This is a genomic window from Kordiimonas sp. UBA4487, assembly GCF_002389025.1.
GTDB lineage: Bacteria > Pseudomonadota > Alphaproteobacteria > Sphingomonadales > Kordiimonadaceae > Kordiimonas > Kordiimonas lacus.
In genome coordinates this window covers 511275-531128 of sequence record NZ_DGNR01000015.1, presented here as the reverse complement: position 1 = coordinate 531128, position 19854 = coordinate 511275, and the positions used below count along the sequence as shown (strand labels likewise).

Genomic DNA, 19854 nt, shown 5'->3' with positions numbered 1-19854 from the left:
TGCGTATAAGCGTAAAGTGTAGGTTTGTAAAATGGCTCTTAACATTGGTCCGGTCGAAATCAAAGACCCTGTGATCCTCGCGCCCATGTCCGGCGTTACTGATTTGCCGTTCCGGCGTTTGGTAAAGCGCTACGGGGCTGGCCTTGTCGTGTCTGAAATGATTGCGTCTGAAGCCATGATCCGCGCCAGCGAACGCAGCCAGAAAATGGCCACCAGCTGCGCCGAGGAATTTCCGATGTCGGTTCAACTGGCGGGCTGTGAAGGCGCGCGTATGGCGGAAGCTGCCAAGCTGAACGAAGATCGCGGTGCGGCCATCATCGATATCAATATGGGCTGCCCGGTCAAAAAGGTTGTGAACGGCCATGCGGGGTCCGCCTTGATGCGGGACCTGGACCATGCGGGTGAGCTGATTCACGCGACTGTAAATGCGGTGAACCTGCCTGTTACGCTGAAAATGCGCCTCGGATGGGACGACAGCAGCTTCAACGCGCCGGAGCTTGCGAAGATCGCACAGGAAGCCGGTGTTAAGCTGATCACGGTTCACGGGCGTACGCGCTGCCAGATGTATCGCGGCCATGCTGACTGGAAGAAGGTTGGCATCGTCAAGGAAGCTGTGGACCTGCCTGTCATCGTGAACGGCGACATCAACACCTTCGACGACGTCGACCAGGCGCTTCAGGATTCTGGCGCTGACGGCGTCATGATCGGCCGTGGCACCTACGGCAAGCCATGGCTTGTGGGCCAGGTTATGCATTACCTGCGCACAGGCGAAAAGATTGACGAGCCTGCGCTTGAAGAGCAACTCGACCTCGTGCTGGAACATTATGATGACATCCTGAGCCATTATGGCGTCGAGGGTGGCGTTCGCATCGCACGCAAGCATCTGGGCTGGTACACCAAGGGGCTCCACAGCTCTGCAGAGTTCCGCAATGAAGTGAACCGCATTGAGGAACCTGAGAAGGTCAAGGCGGCGCTCAGGGAATTCTATTTGCCGCTGTGCGAACAGGCGGCTGCGTGATGACAAGCGCGGGGGAGGGCTTGGATCGGAAACCGGTGGACGAGATTGTCGCCCAGGACATCCTGCATAGCCTTTCTCAAGCCGTGTTCGTTGTTGGTGCCGATAACTGCATCCTTGACGTCTATGCCCAGGCAGAAGCAATCTTTGAACGCAGCCGCGAAAGCCTGATTGGCGCATCGATCGGCCAGATCCGAGGCATCGGCGCTGAGGCGCTCAATATTGTTGCGCGGTCACGGGACGAAAACACACCCCTGAACAGCTATGACGTTTCGGTGGTGCCGCCAATTGGTGATATTGAGCTGATGGACCTGCATGCCCACCCATATGGCAGCGAGGGGGCGACCCTTCTGACGGCCCAGCCGCGGCGGATTACCGCTTTTCTGGAAAAACGCGACCACATGGAAGCCGCTGCGCGCTCCGTCAGTGGTCTTGCGTCCATGCTGGCACACGAAATCAAGAACCCGCTGTCGGGTATTCGTGGTGCAGCCCAATTGATGGGCCGGGCGCTTGATGACAAGAACATCAAGCTGACTGAACTCATTTGCAAGGAAGTCGACCGCATCAAGGGTCTGGTGGATGAACTAGAGACCTTCAGTAATCCGTCGCAGGCGGTACTGGAACCGGTGAATATCCATGAAGTGCTGGATCATGTGCTGAATGTGGCTGTGGCTGGATTTGGTGCCAAATGTATCTTCCGCCCGCGGTTTGACCCATCCCTGCCACCGGTCGCTGGTCTTTACGACCGCCTGGTGCAGATTTTCCTGAACCTGATCAAGAATGCTGTTGAGGCGGCGGGGGCCGAAGCGGACATAACCATCACGACGTCATATCGCCACGGTATCTGGATCACAGGCCGGTCTGGCGAACGTATTCGCCTGCCGATCGAGATCGCGATCCACGATAGCGGGCCCGGCATCCCCGATCACCTGAAAGGCCACTTGTTCGACCCATTCGTAAGCGGCAAGGAAGGTGGTACCGGGCTTGGGCTTGCCCTGGTGGCGCGCTATGTCAGTGAAATGGGCGGTACAGTGACCTGCGACAACCATCCACACGGCGGTGCCGTGTTCAAAATTCAGCTTGCCCTACATGAGGACGCAAAATAATGGCTCAGGCTAAACCGAACATTATCGTTGCAGATGACGACATGACAATTCGCCTGGTGGTCAGCGAAGCACTGCGCCAGGAAGGCTGGATTGTGCTGGAGGCTGAGGATATCCCTGAGCTGAAGCGCCTTGTGCTGGGCGGGCAGGGCAATGTGGTGATTTCCGACGTGGTCATGCCGTCCGGTAGCGGGCTGGACGTTATGCCGGAACTGATTGAGGCACGCCCGGATCTGCCGTTCATTATCATGAGTGCCCAGAATACGCTTGCGACAGCCATGGCGGCAACCGGCAAGGGCGCCTATGAGTATCTGCCGAAGCCGTTCGATATTGATGAGCTGGTTTCCGCGGTTAAGAAAGCACTTAAAGAACGTGGGGCAAGTTCTTATACTGCAATCGAAAAAGATGATAGCCTGATCATAGGTCGGTCTACCGCCATGCAGGAAATCTACCGCACTATGGCACGGGTGGTGAACACCGACCTGACAGTGATGGTGACGGGCGAAAGCGGTACAGGCAAGGAACTGGTGGCGCGTGCGATCCACAATCATGGGCCGCGGGCAGACAATCCATTTGTGCCGGTCAATATGGCAGCCATCCCCAAGGAACTGATCGAAAGCGAGCTTTTTGGTCACGAGCGCGGCGCCTTTACCGGTGCTGAAACCCGAACGCTGGGCCGTTTTGGTCAGGCAAAGGGCGGTACGCTGTTTCTGGATGAGATCGGCGATATGCCGCTTGAGGCCCAGACGCGCCTTCTGAGGGTACTGCAGGAAGGCGAATACCGGACTGTGGGCGGTCAGGCCAGCATCAAGGCAAACGTCCGTATTGTGGCCGCAACCAACCGCAATCTGCGCAATATGGTGCGGTCCGGCGATTTCCGGGAAGACCTGTTCTTCCGCCTGAACGTGGTGCCGCTCAATCTGCCGCCGCTTCGGGATCGTGCGGATGATATCCCGGACCTGGCTGAACATTTCCTGAGGAAGGCCGCAGACAGTGGCCTGCCGCTCAAGAAGCTGACAGACGGCGCCAAAAAGGTACTGAAATCGTTCGATTGGCCTGGCAACGTACGCGAATTGGAAAACCTCCTACACCGGATTTGCGCGCTTTATCCGGGCAATGAGATTTCCGGCACCATCATTCAAAGCGAGTTTGAGCGGTCGACGTCAGAGCTCGCCGGTGCCCCGATGGGCATGATGGCCAGTGTGAGCGGCGGTAATCTTTCGCAAACGGTTCGCCAGCATCTGGACCAATATTTTGATTATCACGATGACGATCTGCCGCCTGCGGGCCTGTACCAGCGCATTCTCCGGGAAGTCGAGCGGCCCTTGATCCAGAAAGTGCTCGCTGTAACACAAGGGAATCAGGTGAAGGCGGCTGAGCTCCTCGGCCTTAACCGCAATACGCTCCGGAAAAAGATCCGTGAACTGGATATTTCCATGCCTGCCAAATCCAACTAGGGCTTGGGCTGCGCAATTTTTTTGCCGCACCAGTGTGATATTTCTGGAACAAATGTGACAAATATGCATCATGGGCGCTATGTCAAAGATCGCCTCGCCAGATGCACCCAAGATTCCGAAGCTGCCTAACCGCCGTTGGGCCCGCTTCATGCTTTGGGCTCGGCGCTTCAATCTGGGCGGTCGGCTTGAGATTCTCCTGTCCATTCTGGCAGTGATCGCCGCGATTGCTACCTACATCACCATGTCGCGCAAGTCGGCACCGTTTGAGGTAACGTCCGGTCGTACCATGCGGGTGCTGCTGGCCATCAACCTGGCGCTTCTGATGGCGCTTGGCGTGTCTATTGGCCGATGGTTCGTGCGTATCTGGAGTTCCAAGAAAGGCAAAGCGGCAGGTTCACGCCTGCAAACCAAGATGACCGGCTTTTTCATCGCCATCGCGATTGTGCCGCCGATCATCATGACCGTCTTCTCGGCCCTGTTCCTAGAGTTTGGTATTCAGGGTTGGTTCAGCGAGAAGGTGCGTTCCACCATCAACAACTCTCTTGAGGTGGCGGAGGCCTATATGGTCGAACACCGCGCCACGATCGAGAAGGACATGCAGGCCATTGCGCTGGCCTTCAACCGCATGACACCCTTGCAGCAGGCCGACCAGTTGGCGTTGAGGCAGGTAGCTTACGGCGCCTTGAATACGCGGCTGCTTTCGGAAGTGCTGGTGATCGAGATTGAGGACAGTGACACTGAGGGAAGCGTGCTCGCCCGGGCTAGTCAGGGGCTGGAGCTGGCCACCATCCGCCTGAAGGACGATATGATCGACCGGGTGCGGCATGATGGGACCTTCGTGGCCTCAAACCGTGCGGACAACACCGTGGTTGGTATGATCCGCCTGACCTCCTTTTTCAAGCCGACGTATCTTTATGTCGCGCGAGACCTGAACCCACAGGTACTGGCCTATCTGGAAGCGACACGCAGTGCCGTAGCAGATTATCAAAACCTGGAGGTGCAGCGCGGCGACATACAGCTGCAGTTCAACGTGGTATTCATCATTGTGGCACTCTTGATTCTGCTTGCTGCGATCTGGGTCGGCTTGTGGTTCTCCAGCAGGCTGGTAACGCCGCTGTCGAACCTTGTGGACGCCGCTGAGCGGGTCGGGAAGGGCGAACTGGATGCCCGGGTGCCCAGTGTACCGACAAGCGACGAGGTGGGCACTCTAAGCCGCGCCTTCAACCGCATGACTGACCAACTGGCCAAACAGCAGGACGCGCTTCTGGACGCCAACAAGGAACTGGATGAACGCCGCCGCTTCCTGGAAGAAGTGCTGGAGGGCGTGTCTGCAGGCGTCATCGGCATGCAGCAGGACGGCACTATCTTCCTGCCGAACCGTTCGGCCTCTAGCCTTCTCGGGCGGGCTCACGATGAACTGATCGGACTTCGTCTGCATGATGTGGTGCCTGAATTCCGCGAACTGCTAGCTCAGGCCGAAGGATCGAACGCAGGCGAAGCGAAGGGCCAGGTGCAGGTTGAAGTGGGTGAAGAGGGTCGCACGCTTCTGGTTCGGGTATTCGTTGAAAAGTCCGAGAACGACAATATCGCAGGCTATGTGGTGACCTTTGACGATCTGACGGAACAGCTGGCCGACCAGCGGACCGCCGCATGGGCGGACGTGGCCCGCAGGATTGCTCACGAGATCAAGAATCCACTGACCCCAATTCAGCTGTCGGCCGAGCGTCTCAAGCGCAAGTATGCCAAGGAAATCACCACGGACGCCAAGGTCTTTTCCCAGTGTACCGACACGATCATCCGTCAGGTAGGTGACCTGCGTCGTATGGTGGATGAGTTCTCATCATTTGCGCGGATGCCGTCACCCATCTTCAAGGAAACCGACCTTGTCGACGTGGTGAAGCAGTCTGTGTTCCTGCAGGACGTGGCGTCTTCGAAAATCCAGTTCACGACGGATATCCCCAAAGAGCGCCATCCGCTGCCGTGTGACGGCCGCCTGATCGGGCAGGCGCTGACGAATATCCTGAAAAACGCATCTGAATCCGTGCTGGCGCGTACCGCGACAGACATGGAAAACATCAACGATACCGTTGAACCCGGACTGATCAAGGTGACGATGATCCAGGATGATACCCGGACGGAGATCAGAGTGGAGGACAATGGCCTTGGCCTGCCTCAGGAACAGAAAAACCGCCTGATGGAGCCCTATGTGACCACCCGCGCCAAAGGCACAGGTCTTGGCCTTGCTATTGTGCGCCGCATTATGGAAGAGCATGGCGGCACCGTAAAAATCCAGGACCGCAAGCCTGTGGGTGCCCGTGCCGTGCTGACATTCTCGCATGCTGCCTTGCATCAGCGTGCTGAAGCGAACCCAACCGAATCTGAGAACCCGCAGTTGACGCCGAAAAACAGCGCCAGCGCGGCTGAGTGACCAAACAGGGAGTAAGCCTAAAGATGGCTCTTGATATCCTTATCATCGACGACGAAGAAGACATTCGTGAACTGATTTCCGGGATTTTGGAAGACGAAGGCTACAACACGCGCACCGCGCGCGACAGCGATACCGGTCTTGCCGAAATTGAAGCTCGGTTGCCGTCACTTATGGTGCTGGATATCTGGCTTCAGGGCAGCAAGCTTGATGGGCTGGAAATCCTTGAATTGGTGAAGTCCCGCCACCGGGAGCTGCCGGTCGTTGTGATCAGTGGTCACGGCAATATCGAAACAGCTGTGGCGGCGATCAAGAAGGGGGCTTACGACTTTATCGAAAAGCCCTTTGAGGCGGATCACCTGCTATTGACGGTCCAGCGCGCGACGGAGGCGGAGCGCCTGCGCCGCGAAAACGAAGAGCTGAAGAAGCGATCCGTTTTCACCGTGGATATCACGGGAAAATCAAATGCTATCAATGGTTTGCGGCAAAGCATTGAGAAAGTGGCAGCCACCAACAGCCGGGTGCTGATCCATGGCCCGTCCGGCTCAGGCAAGGAAGTCGCGGCGCGGCAAATCCATAACCGGTCGCACCGGGTAGGCAGCTCCTTCATTGTGGTGAGTGCCGCTTCGATGGAGCCGCACCGGATGGAGCAGGAGCTCTTCGGCGTTGAACAAAACGGCGGGGTTGTGAAAACCGGTCTCTTTGAGCGCGCGCACGGCGGCACATTGTTCATCGACGAAGTGGGCGATATGCCTTTGCCGACGCAGGCGAAGATTCTGCGGGTCCTGACGGATCAGGCGTTCGAACGCGTGGGAGGCAACACGGGTGTAAAAGTGGATGTGCGGGTGATATCGGCAACCAGTAAGGATCTGGTTGCTGAGATTGCTGAAGGCCGTTTCCGCGAAGACCTTTTCCACCGGTTGAATGTGGTGCCGCTCAAGATGGCGTCCCTGTCCGAACGGCGTGAAGATATTCCGATGTTGGCCCAGAACTTTCTGGACGCACTTGCGGAAGCCACAGGCCGTCCGAAGGTGCATCTGGCAGATGACGCGATTGCGGCGCTTCAATCCTACGACTGGCCAGGCAACGTGCGTCAGCTGAAAAATATCATGGAACGCGTGGTGATCATGGGCTCCGATGACCTGGACGGTGAAATCACGGCGGATCAGTTGCCGCCGGAAATTCAGAGCGGTTCCGGTGATCTGTTGCACTCAGGCAGCAATGGCGCCATTATGACCACGCCGCTGAGGGAGGCACGGGAGGCCTTTGAACGGGAATATCTGAAAGTTCAGATCAACCGTTTCAGTGGCAATATTTCGCGGACGGCCGCTTTCATTGGTATGGAGCGCTCCGCCCTGCACAGGAAACTGAAGTCTCTGGGCTTGACCGGATCCGCCAGGAATGGCGATGGGTCTGAGGTCTGAACTGGCGACGATAGCTATTAGGCGTTACGGGGAATTATGAAAGTCATCGTATGTGGCGCCGGCCAAGTGGGCTTCAATATCGCGAAGCACCTGGCCGACCAACAGAATGATGTTACGGTGATCGACCGGTCACCGGACCTCATCAGAAAAATCAGTGAATCCCTCGATGTGCAGGCACTTGTGGGCCATGCATCCGATCCGTCCATGCTGGACCGGGCAGGGGCCTCAGACGCGGAACTGCTGATCGCGGTAACCTGGTCGGATGAGGTCAATATGGTCGCATGCCAGGTGGCCAGCTCACTTTTCAGTGTGCCTACCAAGGTTGCCCGCATCCGGAACCAGACATACCTGAAGCCCACGTGGGGTGATTTGTTCTCCCGCGAGAATATGCCGATTGATGTGATCATCTCGCCGGAACTTGAGGTGGCGGAAGCCCTTCGGCGTCGGCTCGAAGTCCCGGGTGCCTTCAATATGGTGCCGTTCGTGGACGGCCGCGTGCGTATGATTGGCCTTGTGCTGGATGAAAACTGCCCGGTCGTGGATACGCCGCTGAGGCAGCTAACCGAACTGTTCCCGAACCTGCAGACCACCGTGACGGCTGTGGTGCGCGGAGAGCGGATATTCGTGCCTCGAAGCGATGACCAACTGCAGGCGGGTGACGCTATCTATATTGCGGTTGAAACCGGGACAACAGAGCGGGCCATGGCTGTGTTTGGGCACGAAGAAAAGGCTGCCCAGCGTATTGTGATCGTGGGCGGCGGTAACATCGGCCTGTTCCTGGCACAGCAGCTTGAAGGCAATGCGTCGGTCAGCAACCTCAAAATCATCGAGTATGACAAGAAGCGCGCTGAACTGATCGCGGAAAAATTGGGCCGAACCGTTGTGATTAATGGTGACGCGCTTGACCGGGAAATTCTCCAGGAAGCTAACATTGCCCAGACAGATACGATTGTTTCCGTGGCCAACGACGATGAGGTGAACATTCTGTCGTCATTGCTGGCCAAGCAGCAGGGCTGCCCAAGGGCCATTACCCTGATGAACAACCCAATCTACGGTAGCCTCGTTGGCTCGCTGGGGATCGATGTAGCGCTTGACCCGCGGGAAACCACAGTATCCTCCATCGTGCGCCATATCCGCCGTGGTCGTATCCGCGACCTATACAGTATCTTTGAGGGCAAAGCCGAGATCATTGAGGCGGAAGTCCTTGAAGGCTCGGAAGTTGCAGGGCGATCGATAGGTGAGCTCCGGCTGCACGGCGATGTGAAATTCGGTATGATCGTGCGCGGTGAAGAAGCGATTACGCCCAGCGCAGATACCGTACTGATGGGTGAGGACCGGGTTGTTATCCTTGCCCTTTCGGAAGCGGTGAAAAAGATCGAGCAGCTCTTCTCTGCCCGCGCCGACATCTTTTAGGGTCAGCACATGTGGCGTAGCCGGCTTTTTTACCTGATTGGGTGCTGGATCCTTCTTCTGAGCGCCACACAGGCCGTACCCTTCTTCATTGCGACGTCTCTTGAGGAAGCGCATGCCGCAAGCGGCTTCCTGGCGTCCATCATGGTGATGTCGGTCATCGGCGGGTCGCTTTTCCTTGGGTTCCGTTCAACACCACAAATCAAAGTGACACGGCTGACCATCCTGTTGCCGGTGGTGGGCGGGATCGCGCTCGCGATCGTTGCGGGCATGCCTTTCTTCTTCATCTTTCCGGATCAAGGGTTGGTGCCAGCTTTCTTCGAGGGGATGTCTCTGATCACGACGACGGGCAGCAGTGCCTACGAAGGGGCGCATGAAACCATCGTTTCCATTGCTTTCTGGCGTGTGCAGGCATCCTGGATTGGCGGGTTTCTGGCCATTTGCATGACCTTGTCGATCCTGACTGCGATCAATAGTGGCGGTGTACAATTGCACCGCTCGCCACTGCCATATGGTGACAGTGAAACGGGCTATCCCCGGCTCCGTGCAGTGGCTATCTCAATAGCGCCAATTTATGCTTTATTTACAGTAGCTTGTTGCGCCTTTTTGATGTTGACTGGCGTACCGCTTTTTGAAGCCCTGCAGTTGGCCATGAGTGCGATCAGCACCACGGGCATAGGGCCTGATGGATCTAACAAGATCGAAGACGTCGGGACCCAGGCAGTACTGGCTGTGTTCATGGTTTTCGCGATGCTCAATTGGGACATCATGCGGGCCCGGCTGTTACGGGTAAAGGCCAAGCATCCGCAGGGGCTGGAAAGCAAAAGCGTCCTGCTGTTGGTGGCTGGCGGAACGGGCGTACTGTTCCTCTTGGCATTTCCCGGCGATTGGTTGGGCCTTTGGCACAGCCTGTTTGTGGCGATTTCGGCCATGTCTACCACCGGATTCTCACCGGCAGACATGGGGTTCACAGGTGACGGCATCGATGCCGGTGCCATAATCCTGATTGTCCTAGCCTGTCTTGGTGGGGCAGTAGCCAGCACGACGGGCGGCATCAAGCAGCTGCGGTTGATTGTGGTCTATTTCCTGACGCGCAAGGAAGTGGACAGGCTGGCGCACCCCCACGGCGTAAAATCCCTTAGGTTCCAGTCCTTTGCCATCGAGCGCCGGGATATCGAGGCCATCTGGCTTCTGGTCGGCGCTTTTGTGCTGATGCTTGTATTTGGCAGCCTGTTTTTGGCAATCCTGGGTATTGATTTTCAGTCTGCGCTTGCCATGTCTGTGTCGGCCCTGACGCTATCCGGGCCGCTGATTACCATGATCGATCCATATTTCAGCGGTTTTTCAGGGCTGACGGAAGTTGACTATATGATTATGTCCGGCCTGATGCTGCTTGGGCGGATTGAGGCATCACTGTTTCTTGCCTTGATCACAAGAAGTTTTTGGCGCGGATAAATGTACGAAGGCTGTTGACCGACAGCGAGAGTGTCTGACATATATGTACCCGCAGCCGATATATGACGGGGAAGGTGCTTGTCGGCACCGGATCAAACGGATCGGCGGCGGCACTATGCTCTACAGGCGCAATGATTATAACGTAAAAAACAAACGGACAGTCCATGTCAGAAAAAAATCAAAACCTCCAGGACGTCTTTCTTAACGCCGTTCGCAAAACCAAAACGCCGGTAACGGTATTTTTAGTCAACGGTGTTAAACTGCAGGGAGTAATCACTTGGTTCGACAACTTCTGTGTGTTGTTGCGCCGTGATGGCCATTCCCAACTGGTCTACAAACATGCAATCTCTACGGTGATGCCATCTGGCCCAGTGCAATTGTTTGAGCCGGAAAAAGATATTGAGGACTAATTGACCGACCGATCCGATGACCGTTCGGCCGATCAGCCGGGCGGCGGCTGGTCAACCGAAGGATTAGGCTACCTCCAGGATGAGGCAGCCCGTCAACGCGTATTCGTTGTCCATCCTTATGTGAAGGATTCCCGCAAAGCAGACGCGCTTGTCCGCTCTCCTGAGGCCCGCCTCGAGGAAGCCAAAGGGCTTGCGCTTGCCATCGACATCGACCTTGTCGGTGGCGAATGTATACCGCTGCGCGGTGTGCGCCCGGCCACCTACCTGGGTGTCGGCAAGCTTGGCGATTTGAAAGACTTCGCCAAGGACGAAGAGATCGATCTCTTTATCTTCGACTGTGAACTGAGCCCGATCCAGCAGCGGAACCTGGAGCGCGAAGTTGGCGCCAAGGTCATTGACCGCACGGCGCTGATTCTCGAAATCTTCGGCAACCGCGCCAGCACCAAGGAAGGGGAGTTGCAGGTAGAGCTTGCACACCTCAACTACCAGCGTAGCCGGCTTGTGCGGTCATGGACCCACCTGGAGCGCCAGCGGGGTGGTGCCGGCTTCATGGGCGGTCCGGGTGAAACCCAGATTGAGGCCGACCGCCGGATCATTGCCGACCGCATTACCCGGATCAAGCGCCAGCTTGAGACTGTAACACGGACACGCACTCTTCACCGCGCACAGCGGCAGAAAACGCCATATCCGATTGTAGCTCTGGTGGGGTACACGAACGCCGGGAAGTCGACCTTATTCAACATGGTGACGGACGCTGAAGTATTGGCGGAAGACATGCTGTTTGCCACTCTCGACCCAACCATGCGGTCAATTGACCTGCCAAGCGGGCGCAAGATCATTCTTTCAGACACTGTTGGGTTCGTGTCGGAACTGCCCACCATGTTGGTGGCGGCTTTTCGTGCAACGCTTGAAGAAGTGCTGGAAGCAGACGTCATCGTGCATGTGCGCGACGCAGCCCATCCAGACAGCGATGTGCAGAAAAAGGATGTCGAAGAGGTTCTGGGCGACTTGGGCGTTGATTTTGAAAGCGATGCGGACGGCACGCCGATCATTGAGGCGCTCAATAAGGCTGACCTGCTGACGGAAGAAATGCGTGAAGCCGCCATGAACAAGGCGGACCGCCAGGACCGGGTGGTGGCGCTGTCCGGTTTGACAGGCGAAGGTTGCGATACGCTTATTCAGGCGATTGACGCCATTTTGAGTGCACAGGACCACCGTGTTGAACTGACGGTGCCTTATAGCGACGGCGCCACGCAGGCCTGGCTTCATGCCAATGCCAAAATTCTGAGCGAAGAACATGGCGAAGACGGTGTCTGCTATAATTTCACCGTTGATCCGGTTGCCTGGGCAAAATTCACTGCAAAAACAAGATAGTGACAGCGGGCGCTTTCCCGCTGCTTTCCTTCAGTTAATCAAGCAGTGACTGGTCAGCCAATGGCGCCATGTTGATCTGTGCGATCGCGACCAGTTTTTCCCGTTCACCTTTCCGCACGTGAACATCAACCCTGGTTCTGATCAGTCGACTACCATGGCGAATGATCTGGGCATCGGCTACAAGAAATTCGCCATCTCCCCGCGCCAGACACTCAATGTTAATTGAGGCAGTTTCTGCGATCGTACCCGCAACGATACAGGCAAACCCGGCTGCTGCGTTGGCGGCGTATGCCATGTCGCCACCCGCAAAATTACCGAGCAGGTTGGGGTTTCGATTGGCGAGAAGTGTCCTGAAGCCGGTATCCGTCAGTTCCACCGAAACATGGGGATGTCGGGCCAGTAGCGGCTGTAATTTTCTTAGAATGTCCTCGTCTTCGGTCATTCCGCGGCTTTCTCTTCGGCCTTGGCCTGATCCCAAAGGCGGTCCATCTCTTCAAGGGATGACTGGGCTGGCTCTTTACCCTTTTCCGCGAGCAATGCTTCAATACGGTGGAAACGTCGTTCGAACTTGGCGTTACCGCCCCTCAGGGCTTCCTCTGGGTCGATATCCATGTGGCGGGCCAGGTTTGCCATTACGAACAAAAGGTCCCCAAATTCTTCCTTAAGGCGATCCTTGTCGGTGCCTTTCTTATATTCTTCGACCAGTTCGGCTGCTTCTTCCTGCATTTTATTAAGCACACAGGCGGTTTCTGGCCAATCAAAGCCGACCCGGGCGGCCCGCTTTTGCAGCTTCACTGCGCGCAAAAGCGAGGGCAGGCTGATGGATACGCCGTCAAGAACTGAGGCTATCTTGCCTTGCTCGTCAGCCTTCTTCTGGCGTTCTTTCGCTTTCTGGGTTTCCCAAGCAGCAGTTTGTGCATCAGCTGTCTCAATCGATGCGTCGCCAAACACGTGCGGGTGTCGTCGAACCATCTTGTCAGAAATAGCATTGATCACATCGTCAAAGGCAAAATGGCCGGCTTCCATGGCCATTTGGGCATGGAACACCACCTGGAACATCAGGTCGCCGAGTTCATCCTTCAGCGATTCCATATCATGGTGACGGATCGCTTCATCCACCTCATAGGCTTCCTCAATTGTGTGGGGTACAATGGTTTCAAAGCTTTGCTCCAGGTCCCATGGGCAGCCACCATCGGGGTCGCGCAGCTTACGCATGATCTCGAGAAGGTCATCCACCGAATAGGCTGCATTTGATGCATTGCTTGACATGATAGAACTACCCTTGAACTGTTGGTTGCTGCTTCGACACATTCGTGGCTTGGGCAATGAAGGTCAACCCTTAGAAGGACGATATCCGATGATAAAACGGCTGCAGTCGCTGGCTTTCCTGTTCGCTCTTTTCCTGTCGTGCCCCATTGTGCAGGCAGAGAACGTGCCGCCACCGGTTGGTGACAGCTATTATTATCTGGAGGTGCCGCCCGGCGGATTGGCAGATTTCTTCCGTTGGCACCCGCTCAGGATACCGCTGGTCAGCCATCATCGGGGTGCTCCAGCGCCGGGGTTTGCGGAAAATTCCATTGAGGCCATGCAGAATGCGCTGCGGTACGGCCCAGGTCTTATGGAAGTGGATGTCGCCCAATTGGCGGATGGCACATTGATCCTGATGCATGACAACACGCTGGACCGCACGACCACCGGTAAAGGCCGTGTCGCGGAGGCGGTCTGGCCTGACATTGCGCCATTGACGTTGGTGGACCAGGAAGGCCGTAACACCGGTCATCGGGTGCCCAAGCTTTCTGATGTGCTCAGGTGGACGACAGGGCGTGCGATCCTGACCCTGGATATCAAGACGGGGACTGACTTCCGGGCTGTCGCGCGTGAGGTTGAGGCTGCCGGCGCCAGCGACTATGTCGTTGCGATAACCTATTCGCTTGATCAGGCACTTGAGTATCAAGCCATTGCACCATCAATGATGCAAACCGTAACCATGCGAAACGTTGAAGAGCTGGCGGCTGTTGAGGCCAGCGGCCTAAAACCTGAAACCATCATTGCCTGGACGGGCACCAGCCTTGCACCGAAGGATTTCTACCAGATGCTCCATGATCGGGGCTGGCGCGTTATCGTGGGCACCCTTGGCAATCCTGGCTATTCAATTGATGGTCAGATCTTCCGGTCGGGTGACGACAGCAAGTATCTTGATATTTTGAACCTAGGCGCAGATGTCATCGCGACCGATAGATTCTGGGCGGTGCAGGGCCAGATTATGAACCCGAATATCTTTGTCTTTACCCGGAGCAAGCTCTATAGATAGGACCGAAAATCAGGCCAGGGAGGGCACCATATGACCGCACAATCTCAATCGTCTTGGGTTCAGGCATATCGCTTACCACTTTTGTTCCTGCTGTTGTGTATTGTCTGGGTGGGCGTAACCTTCTCCGGCGTGCTTGACGGGTTTGATCGAGCAGGCGTGTTGGCATTCCGCGCAGACTCAGCTGGCGCAGACCCAGTCGGCCCCTTGTGGGTTGAAAAGGCAGTCCTGGGGTTAACGCATGTCGGCGACACTATTACATTAATCATCCTGTCGGTTGGGACGATTGGCTGGCTGATGGTGCGCAAGCAGCGCTCGGCTGCTCTGTATTTGCTGGTGATGGCTGGCGGTTCCTTCTTGCTATCGGCTATTCTGAAAGCTGTATTCGGTCGGGCACGTCCTGATATCGTCGAGCATGTCGTGCATGCATCCAGTGCCAGCTTCCCCAGCGGGCATACGTTGCGTTCTGCTGCCGTATTCCTTTCACTTCTTATGCTTGCCCGGCTCTATAGCGCATCGCTGCGGGGCCGGACACTGGTGATCGGTGTCTCGCTACTATTCATCGGGATTGGACTCAGCCGAATCTATCTTGGTGTCCATTGGCCGTCTGATGTCATTTTTGGTTGGCTGGTGGCAGGCTTTTGGGTCTCGCTCTGGTCACCTAAACTACAGAAATCCATGTCCTGAAGGCGTATTCAGATCGCCTGAATACCGGGCTTTTGTGATGCGTATCGGTCAGAATCATTGCTTTTGCATGACAGCTCCTATACAGATAGGGGTCGGTTCGGAAGCGAACCGCCGGTTTGGGAGGACCGGAAAACTCGGCCATGAACGGTCGGTAGGTTTAATAGGGGTATTAGGGGGGCTGTCCGGGCATGAAAGAAATGGCCATGTATGAGTTTGAGGCTGCACATCAACCCAATCATTCCAACACGTTAAACCGGTTGTCTGAAATGTCTGCTGTAGAGCGACGGTTCACAGCTGTGGTGTTGGCGGGTACGCGGTCGAACACAGACCCTGTTGCTTCAATTTTTGGCGGTCAATATAAAGCGCTGGTTCCCATTTGCGGCAAGCCGATGGTTGAACGCGTTGTTGATTCTCTCGTTCGGTCCCGCTCAGTAAAGCGTGTCGTCATCGTCTTTGATGACGCTGCGCAGCTGGAAGAATGCTGCCCTGATATTCGGGCAGGGTACGATGTGCCGGTTGAGGTTATTCCTTGCCGCGACACCATTTGTTGCAGCGTAGGCAGTGCCCTTGAAAGCGCTGGCGGGGAGTGGCCGTTTCTTGTGACGACAGCTGATCACGCCTTGCTTACATCGGCAATGGTAGATCGTTTTTGTACGGAAGCCATGGAAGGCGGCGCCTTGTCTGTTGGCTTTGTCGAGAAAAAACACCTGGATGCCGAGCACCCAGGATCGAAGCGGACGTACCTGCCGTTTCGCGAGACCCAGCTTTCCGGTGCAAATCTTTTTGCCTTCACCAATTCTGGTGCATTGCCTGTGCTCGATTTCTGGCGACAAATTGAAATGAAGCGCAAGAAACCCTGGCAGCTCTTTAAAGCGTTTGGCTATCGCAACCTATTGGGGCTGTTGTTTAAACGCTATACTGTGGACGAGGCATTCGGGCGTGCGTCTGCGGTATTGGGTGTCGAAGCGCGTGCCGTGCGTTTGCCTTTTGCTGAAGCTGCGATCGATGTGGACACGCCCAAGGACTATCATCAGGTAACCCAGATTTTGAAAGACCGCATGGATGCCCTGGGGACTTTCGAAACCCGGCTTCAACCTGTTTCCTGATTTTCCGGAATTTATGCCTTAATAGTGAGACAGGCTAGACCAGCGCTTCTTCTTCTTGCAGTGCGGGCAGCAGAAGCGGCTTTTTGCCAGTGCAATATAGTCTTTCAGTCGAAATGTGAAGATGTGCCCACAGCTGTTGCAGCGGTGCCGGGTGGTCACGATGTAACGCAGCGTGTACCCAAGGGATACGAGTGAAACCACGCCGAAGCTCAGGCCCGTCGGAGCCAGGATGAGAAGCATTGGCGCGCACAGGAAGAAAAACAGGCCGCCAAACAATTTTTCAGACATAGACATAAGGCACGAACTTCGTTTGATTTCAGTATGTCCAGATTAGTAGCCAAAGGTTAATGATGTTACAAATCTAGGTCTTTTTTTTACTAAAATTGTCGATTAAATTGCGAGCCTGAAGGTTTAAAATTATATATATCAAAGACTTAACTTTTCTTGTTTGAATAGCGCAGTGCGTGTATTCATGCAATTCCTAATGAAAGTCCCGGCTCTTGGGTACCAGATTTTTAACATTTCGGGGGTGGGTCGCGCCACGATAGGCTGGGAGATTCTCTGCCGCGGGATTTTCATCCGACAGCAGCAATAAATTAGCCGATGCATCACTCAGGTGCTCTGCAATCAAATGGGTGACGCCATCTTCATGTTGCAATAGACCCTCAATCACCAAAAGTCGGCTGGACATCACGACGGCGCGCTGTTTTTTAAACAACCGTTTCCAGACAATGATGTTGGCGACGCCGGTTTCATCTTCCAGCGTTATGAAAACCACATTCCCCTTACCGGGGCGTTGGCGCACAAGCACCAGGCCCGCCACCTTGACTTTGGCGCCGTCGCCGCACTCGGCCAGATCAGTACACCGGATAGCTCCCTGTGACTGCAGCTTGCGCCTAAGAAAATAAAGCGGGTGGGCCTTCAGCGACAGCCGCATGGTCTGATAATCATTGACCACATGTTCCGATAGCGGCATCTGAGGCAGGGTAACGCTATCCGCTTCCGCCTGTTCCCGCGTGCCCGAATGTTGGAACAAAGGCAAGTCAGGGGCATCCACGAGGCCACGCACCTGCCAAAGCGCCTGTCGCCGGTCGAGCCCGCAGGACCGGAACGCATCCGCCTCCGCCAGTTTTTCAAGCTGGCTGATGGGAAGCGCAGTGCGCCGATGCAGGTCTGCTACGTCCTCATAGGGGCGGGTACGGGCCTTGGTCAGCGTATCGGACGTTATCTGCGCGATTCCTTTGATCTGGCGAAGCCCCAGGCGTATGGCCCATTGCCACTCATTGTCAGGTGCGGGCTCCAGGTGGCTGTCCCAACTGCTTTTGTTGACGTCTGCAGGGCGGATCTCCACGCCATGCTCGCGCGCGTCGCGTACAATCTGCGCCGGGGCATAGAAGCCCATCGGCTGCGAATTGAGAAGGGCGGCTGCAAACACATGGGGATAATGGCACTTGAGCCAGGCAGAGGCATAGGCCAGCATGGCGAAAGCCGCCGCGTGGCTTTCCGGGAAACCGTAATCGGCAAACCCTTTGATCTGATTGAAACAGCGTTCGGCATAATCGGCCTTGTAGCCGCGGCTTGTCATGCCCGTGATGAACTTCTGCTCGAACTTGTGGATGGTGCCGTGGTTGCGGAAAGACGCCATCGACCGCCGGAGTTGGTCGGCTTCCGCGGGCTTGAAGCCCGCCGCGACAATCGCAATTTTCATGGCCTGTTCCTGAAAGAGCGGCACGCCGTAAGTTGCCTTCAGGACATCCCTCAGTTCATCCGCCGTGCCGAACGCAGGGTCGCGCCACGGAAGCTCGTGTTCCTCTTTGCCCTGGCGCCGCCTGAGGTAGGGGTGAACCATATCTCCTTGAATGGGCCCGGGGCGGACGATGGCTACCTGTACGACCAGGTCATAGAACTTCCGTGGTTTCAGGCGTGGCAGCATGCTCATCTGGGCGCGGCTTTCCACCTGAAACACGCCGATGGTGTCGGCTTTTTCCAGCATGTCGTAGGTGGCGCCGTCTTCTTTGGGCAGGGTCGCGAGCGTGAACGGCAGGCCGTGATGGAAGCGGATCATGTCGAACGCTTTGCGGATGCAGGTCAGCATGCCAAGCGACAGTACATCTACCTTCAGGATATTCAGGGCATCCAGGTCATCCTTGTTCCATTCAATCACTGTGCGGTCATCCATCGCGGCATTCTGGATGGGCACGATTTCATGAAGCGGTGCTTCGGTCAGCACAAAGCCGCCGACATGCTGCGACAGGTGCCGGGGAAATCCCATGATTTCATGGGCAAGTGTCAGGGTTTGCCTGAGCCGCTTGTCCGAAGGGTCAAACCCGGCCTCCCGGACCTGCTCATTGGGGATGTCATGGCCGTAGGAGCCCCAGACCGTGCCAGATAACGCGCCGATGGTGTCTTCCGACAGGCCCATCACCTTGCCCACTTCGCGGATGGCGCTGCGCGGGCGGTAAGTGATCAGCGTGGCCGCAAGTCCGGCCCGGTGCCGGCCATAGCGCCGGTAGATATATTGGATCACTTCTTCGCGGCGCTCATGCTCGAAATCCACGTCGATGTCCGGGGGCTCGTCGCGTTCGTCCGAGATGAAGCGGTCAAACAGCAAGTCGACCTCGGTTGGGTCCACATCCGTGATCCCAAGGGCGAAGCAGATAATTGAATTGGCCGCAGATCCGCGCCCCTGGCACAGGATGTTCAGGCTGCGGGCGTAGGTCACAATGTCATAGACGGTCAGGAAATAGGGCGCATAGTTTTTGCGGCCGACGATGCTGAGTTCGCGCTCTAGGGTTGCGGACACATGATCCGGCACGCCGGCAGGAAAGCGCCCCTTGATCATGCGGCGTGACAGCTGCGCTAAGTGGTCTTGTGGCGTCAAGCCGTCAGGTACCGGCTCGGTCGGATAGTTATACCGCAGCTCATCCAGCGAAAAGCGACAGTGCTGTGCGATCTCCAGCGTGTTCCTGATGGCATCTGGATGGTCTGAAAACAGGCGCGCCATTTCATGCCCGGGCTTGAGGAAGCGTTCGGCATTGGCCTCCAACAAGTATCCAGCTTCCTCAATACGCTTGTGGGTGCGGATGCAGGTGAGGGTGTCAGCCAGTTGCCGCCGGTCTGGCGCGTGATAAAGCACATCGCCTGTGGCAACAAGGGGCACTCGGGCCTGTGCGGCCACGCTCGCCAACACAGCGATCCGCTGCCGGTCATCCCCCCGGTAGCGGTGAGAGGCCGCCAGGTAAAGCGGTGCATCCAGCTGTTCCTTCAGTTGGGGCAGGGCTTTGGGCAGCGCATCCCCCACGCTTTCCGGCAGCAGGGTGAAGATATGGCCTTTGGCAAAGGCCGCTACATCTTCAAGCGACAGGTCACAGGCGCCTTTTTCCACCCGCCGGTTGCCAATTGTGAGCAGCTCCGTCAGCCGGCCATAGGCGGCGCGGTCTATGGGGTAAGCCAGCAGGCTGGTACCGCAGCGCAGGTTCAACCGGCAGGCGGGGATAAAGTCGATGCCGTGAGCCTTGGCAGCGATATGTCCACGGACGATACCGCACAGGGTGTTATGGTCTGTGATGGCCACAGCCTTCAGCCCTAGCGCCTTGGCCGTGATGATCAGTTCATCTGGATGAGAAGCGCCGCACAAGAAGCTGTAATTGCTGGTTATTTGCAGTTCCGCATACATGGCC

The 19854-nt window shown here is 56.4% G+C and carries 16 protein-coding genes; 12 read left to right on the top strand and 4 right to left on the bottom strand.

The genetic code is table 11. The annotated features are described in order from the left end of the window. Positions 1-31 precede the first annotated feature (31 nt). The 9 genes from dusB to hflX all read left to right on the top strand — a co-directional run bounded on the left by dusB (position 32) and on the right by hflX (position 12073). Positions 32-1018 (top strand): tRNA dihydrouridine synthase DusB, encoded by a 987-nt coding sequence (gene dusB / locus B3Z17_RS18900; RefSeq protein WP_286831454.1) that lies wholly within the window; start codon positions 32-34, stop codon positions 1016-1018. A gap of 20 nt (positions 1019-1038) precedes the next feature. Then, on the top strand, positions 1039-2121 hold the full coding sequence (locus B3Z17_RS18895) for a two-component system sensor histidine kinase NtrB (protein ID WP_286831451.1): 1083 nt from the start codon (positions 1039-1041) through the stop codon (positions 2119-2121). Then, positions 2121-3575 carry a nitrogen regulation protein NR(I) gene (gene ntrC / locus B3Z17_RS18890; protein WP_286831448.1) on the top strand — a complete coding sequence of 485 codons (1455 nt, stop codon included), beginning with the start codon at positions 2121-2123 and terminating at the stop codon, positions 3573-3575. The genes B3Z17_RS18895 and ntrC overlap by 1 nt, the downstream gene beginning before the upstream one ends. A gap of 79 nt (positions 3576-3654) precedes the next feature. Further along, the gene (locus tag B3Z17_RS18885) at positions 3655-6003 is read left to right on the top strand and encodes a sensor histidine kinase NtrY-like (RefSeq protein ID WP_160328624.1); all 2349 of its coding nucleotides are present in this window, start codon (positions 3655-3657) and stop codon (positions 6001-6003) included. Positions 6004-6026: 23 nt separating this feature from the next. Then, on the top strand, positions 6027-7424 hold the full coding sequence (locus tag B3Z17_RS18880) for a sigma-54-dependent transcriptional regulator (RefSeq protein WP_068306194.1): 1398 nt from the start codon (positions 6027-6029) through the stop codon (positions 7422-7424). Positions 7425-7460: 36 nt separating this feature from the next. Continuing rightward, on the top strand, positions 7461-8837 hold the full coding sequence (gene trkA, locus B3Z17_RS18875) for a Trk system potassium transporter TrkA (RefSeq protein ID WP_286831444.1): 1377 nt from the start codon (positions 7461-7463) through the stop codon (positions 8835-8837). Positions 8838-8846: 9 nt separating this feature from the next. Beyond that, positions 8847-10289: a TrkH family potassium uptake protein gene (locus B3Z17_RS18870; protein ID WP_286831441.1), complete on the top strand. Its 1443-nt coding sequence runs from the start codon at positions 8847-8849 to the stop codon at positions 10287-10289. A gap of 164 nt (positions 10290-10453) precedes the next feature. Further along, a complete protein-coding gene (gene hfq / locus B3Z17_RS18865) occupies positions 10454-10699 on the top strand; it encodes an RNA chaperone Hfq (protein WP_068149198.1) in 246 nt (81 codons plus the stop codon). Continuing rightward, complete coding sequence (gene hflX, locus B3Z17_RS18860; protein WP_286831437.1) at positions 10700-12073, top strand: GTPase HflX; 1374 nt, start codon at positions 10700-10702, stop codon at positions 12071-12073. 34 nt (positions 12074-12107) lie between these two features. Here hflX and B3Z17_RS18855 read toward each other — a convergent pair whose 3' ends face one another. Further along, positions 12108-12515: a hypothetical protein gene (locus tag B3Z17_RS18855; protein ID WP_286831435.1), complete on the bottom strand. Its 408-nt coding sequence runs from the start codon at positions 12513-12515 to the stop codon at positions 12108-12110. Continuing rightward, positions 12512-13342 carry a nucleoside triphosphate pyrophosphohydrolase gene (gene mazG, locus B3Z17_RS18850; RefSeq protein ID WP_286831433.1) on the bottom strand — a complete coding sequence of 277 codons (831 nt, stop codon included), beginning with the start codon at positions 13340-13342 and terminating at the stop codon, positions 12512-12514. Before mazG ends, B3Z17_RS18855 begins: the two co-directional genes overlap by 4 nt. An 88-nt stretch (positions 13343-13430) precedes the next feature. Here mazG and B3Z17_RS18845 point away from each other — a divergent pair, with 88 nt between their 5' ends. The 3 genes from B3Z17_RS18845 (at position 13431) to B3Z17_RS18835 (ending at position 16174) form a co-directional block, all read left to right on the top strand. Then, positions 13431-14384, top strand: coding sequence for a glycerophosphodiester phosphodiesterase family protein (locus B3Z17_RS18845; protein WP_286831431.1), 954 nt, complete (start codon positions 13431-13433; stop codon positions 14382-14384). A gap of 30 nt (positions 14385-14414) precedes the next feature. Further along, positions 14415-15068, top strand: coding sequence for a phosphatase PAP2 family protein (locus B3Z17_RS18840; protein ID WP_286831429.1), 654 nt, complete (start codon positions 14415-14417; stop codon positions 15066-15068). 188 nt (positions 15069-15256) lie between these two features. Continuing rightward, positions 15257-16174 carry a nucleotidyltransferase family protein gene (locus B3Z17_RS18835; protein WP_286831427.1) on the top strand — a complete coding sequence of 306 codons (918 nt, stop codon included), beginning with the start codon at positions 15257-15259 and terminating at the stop codon, positions 16172-16174. A gap of 18 nt (positions 16175-16192) precedes the next feature. On the opposite strand, the gene B3Z17_RS18830 is transcribed toward B3Z17_RS18835, so the two are convergent. Then, positions 16193-16462: a hypothetical protein gene (locus tag B3Z17_RS18830; protein WP_286831425.1), complete on the bottom strand. Its 270-nt coding sequence runs from the start codon at positions 16460-16462 to the stop codon at positions 16193-16195. Between the two features lie 193 nt (positions 16463-16655). Beyond that, the gene (locus tag B3Z17_RS18825; protein ID WP_286831422.1) at positions 16656-19850 is read right to left on the bottom strand and encodes an error-prone DNA polymerase; all 3195 of its coding nucleotides are present in this window, start codon (positions 19848-19850) and stop codon (positions 16656-16658) included. Between the last annotated feature and the right edge of the window lie 4 nt (positions 19851-19854).

What these genes read in the sequence shown, in the direction of transcription:
- B3Z17_RS18870 (WP_286831441.1), top strand. Translation starts at nt 8,847, where the DNA reads ATGTGGCGTAGCCGGCTTTTTTACCTGATTGGGTGCTGGATCCTTCTT.
- B3Z17_RS18885 (WP_160328624.1), top strand. Translation starts at nt 3,655, where the DNA reads ATGTCAAAGATCGCCTCGCCAGATGCACCCAAGATTCCGAAGCTGCCT.
- dusB (WP_286831454.1), top strand. Translation starts at nt 32, where the DNA reads ATGGCTCTTAACATTGGTCCGGTCGAAATCAAAGACCCTGTGATCCTC.
- B3Z17_RS18835 (WP_286831427.1), top strand. Translation starts at nt 15,257, where the DNA reads ATGAAAGAAATGGCCATGTATGAGTTTGAGGCTGCACATCAACCCAAT.
- hfq (WP_068149198.1), top strand. Translation starts at nt 10,454, where the DNA reads ATGTCAGAAAAAAATCAAAACCTCCAGGACGTCTTTCTTAACGCCGTT.
- B3Z17_RS18825 (WP_286831422.1), bottom strand. Translation starts at nt 19,850, where the DNA reads ATGTATGCGGAACTGCAAATAACCAGCAATTACAGCTTCTTGTGCGGC.
- B3Z17_RS18840 (WP_286831429.1), top strand. Translation starts at nt 14,415, where the DNA reads ATGACCGCACAATCTCAATCGTCTTGGGTTCAGGCATATCGCTTACCA.
- mazG (WP_286831433.1), bottom strand. Translation starts at nt 13,342, where the DNA reads ATGTCAAGCAATGCATCAAATGCAGCCTATTCGGTGGATGACCTTCTC.
- B3Z17_RS18855 (WP_286831435.1), bottom strand. Translation starts at nt 12,515, where the DNA reads ATGACCGAAGACGAGGACATTCTAAGAAAATTACAGCCGCTACTGGCC.
- trkA (WP_286831444.1), top strand. Translation starts at nt 7,461, where the DNA reads ATGAAAGTCATCGTATGTGGCGCCGGCCAAGTGGGCTTCAATATCGCG.
- B3Z17_RS18845 (WP_286831431.1), top strand. Translation starts at nt 13,431, where the DNA reads ATGATAAAACGGCTGCAGTCGCTGGCTTTCCTGTTCGCTCTTTTCCTG.
- B3Z17_RS18880 (WP_068306194.1), top strand. Translation starts at nt 6,027, where the DNA reads ATGGCTCTTGATATCCTTATCATCGACGACGAAGAAGACATTCGTGAA.
- ntrC (WP_286831448.1), top strand. Translation starts at nt 2,121, where the DNA reads ATGGCTCAGGCTAAACCGAACATTATCGTTGCAGATGACGACATGACA.
- B3Z17_RS18830 (WP_286831425.1), bottom strand. Translation starts at nt 16,462, where the DNA reads ATGTCTGAAAAATTGTTTGGCGGCCTGTTTTTCTTCCTGTGCGCGCCA.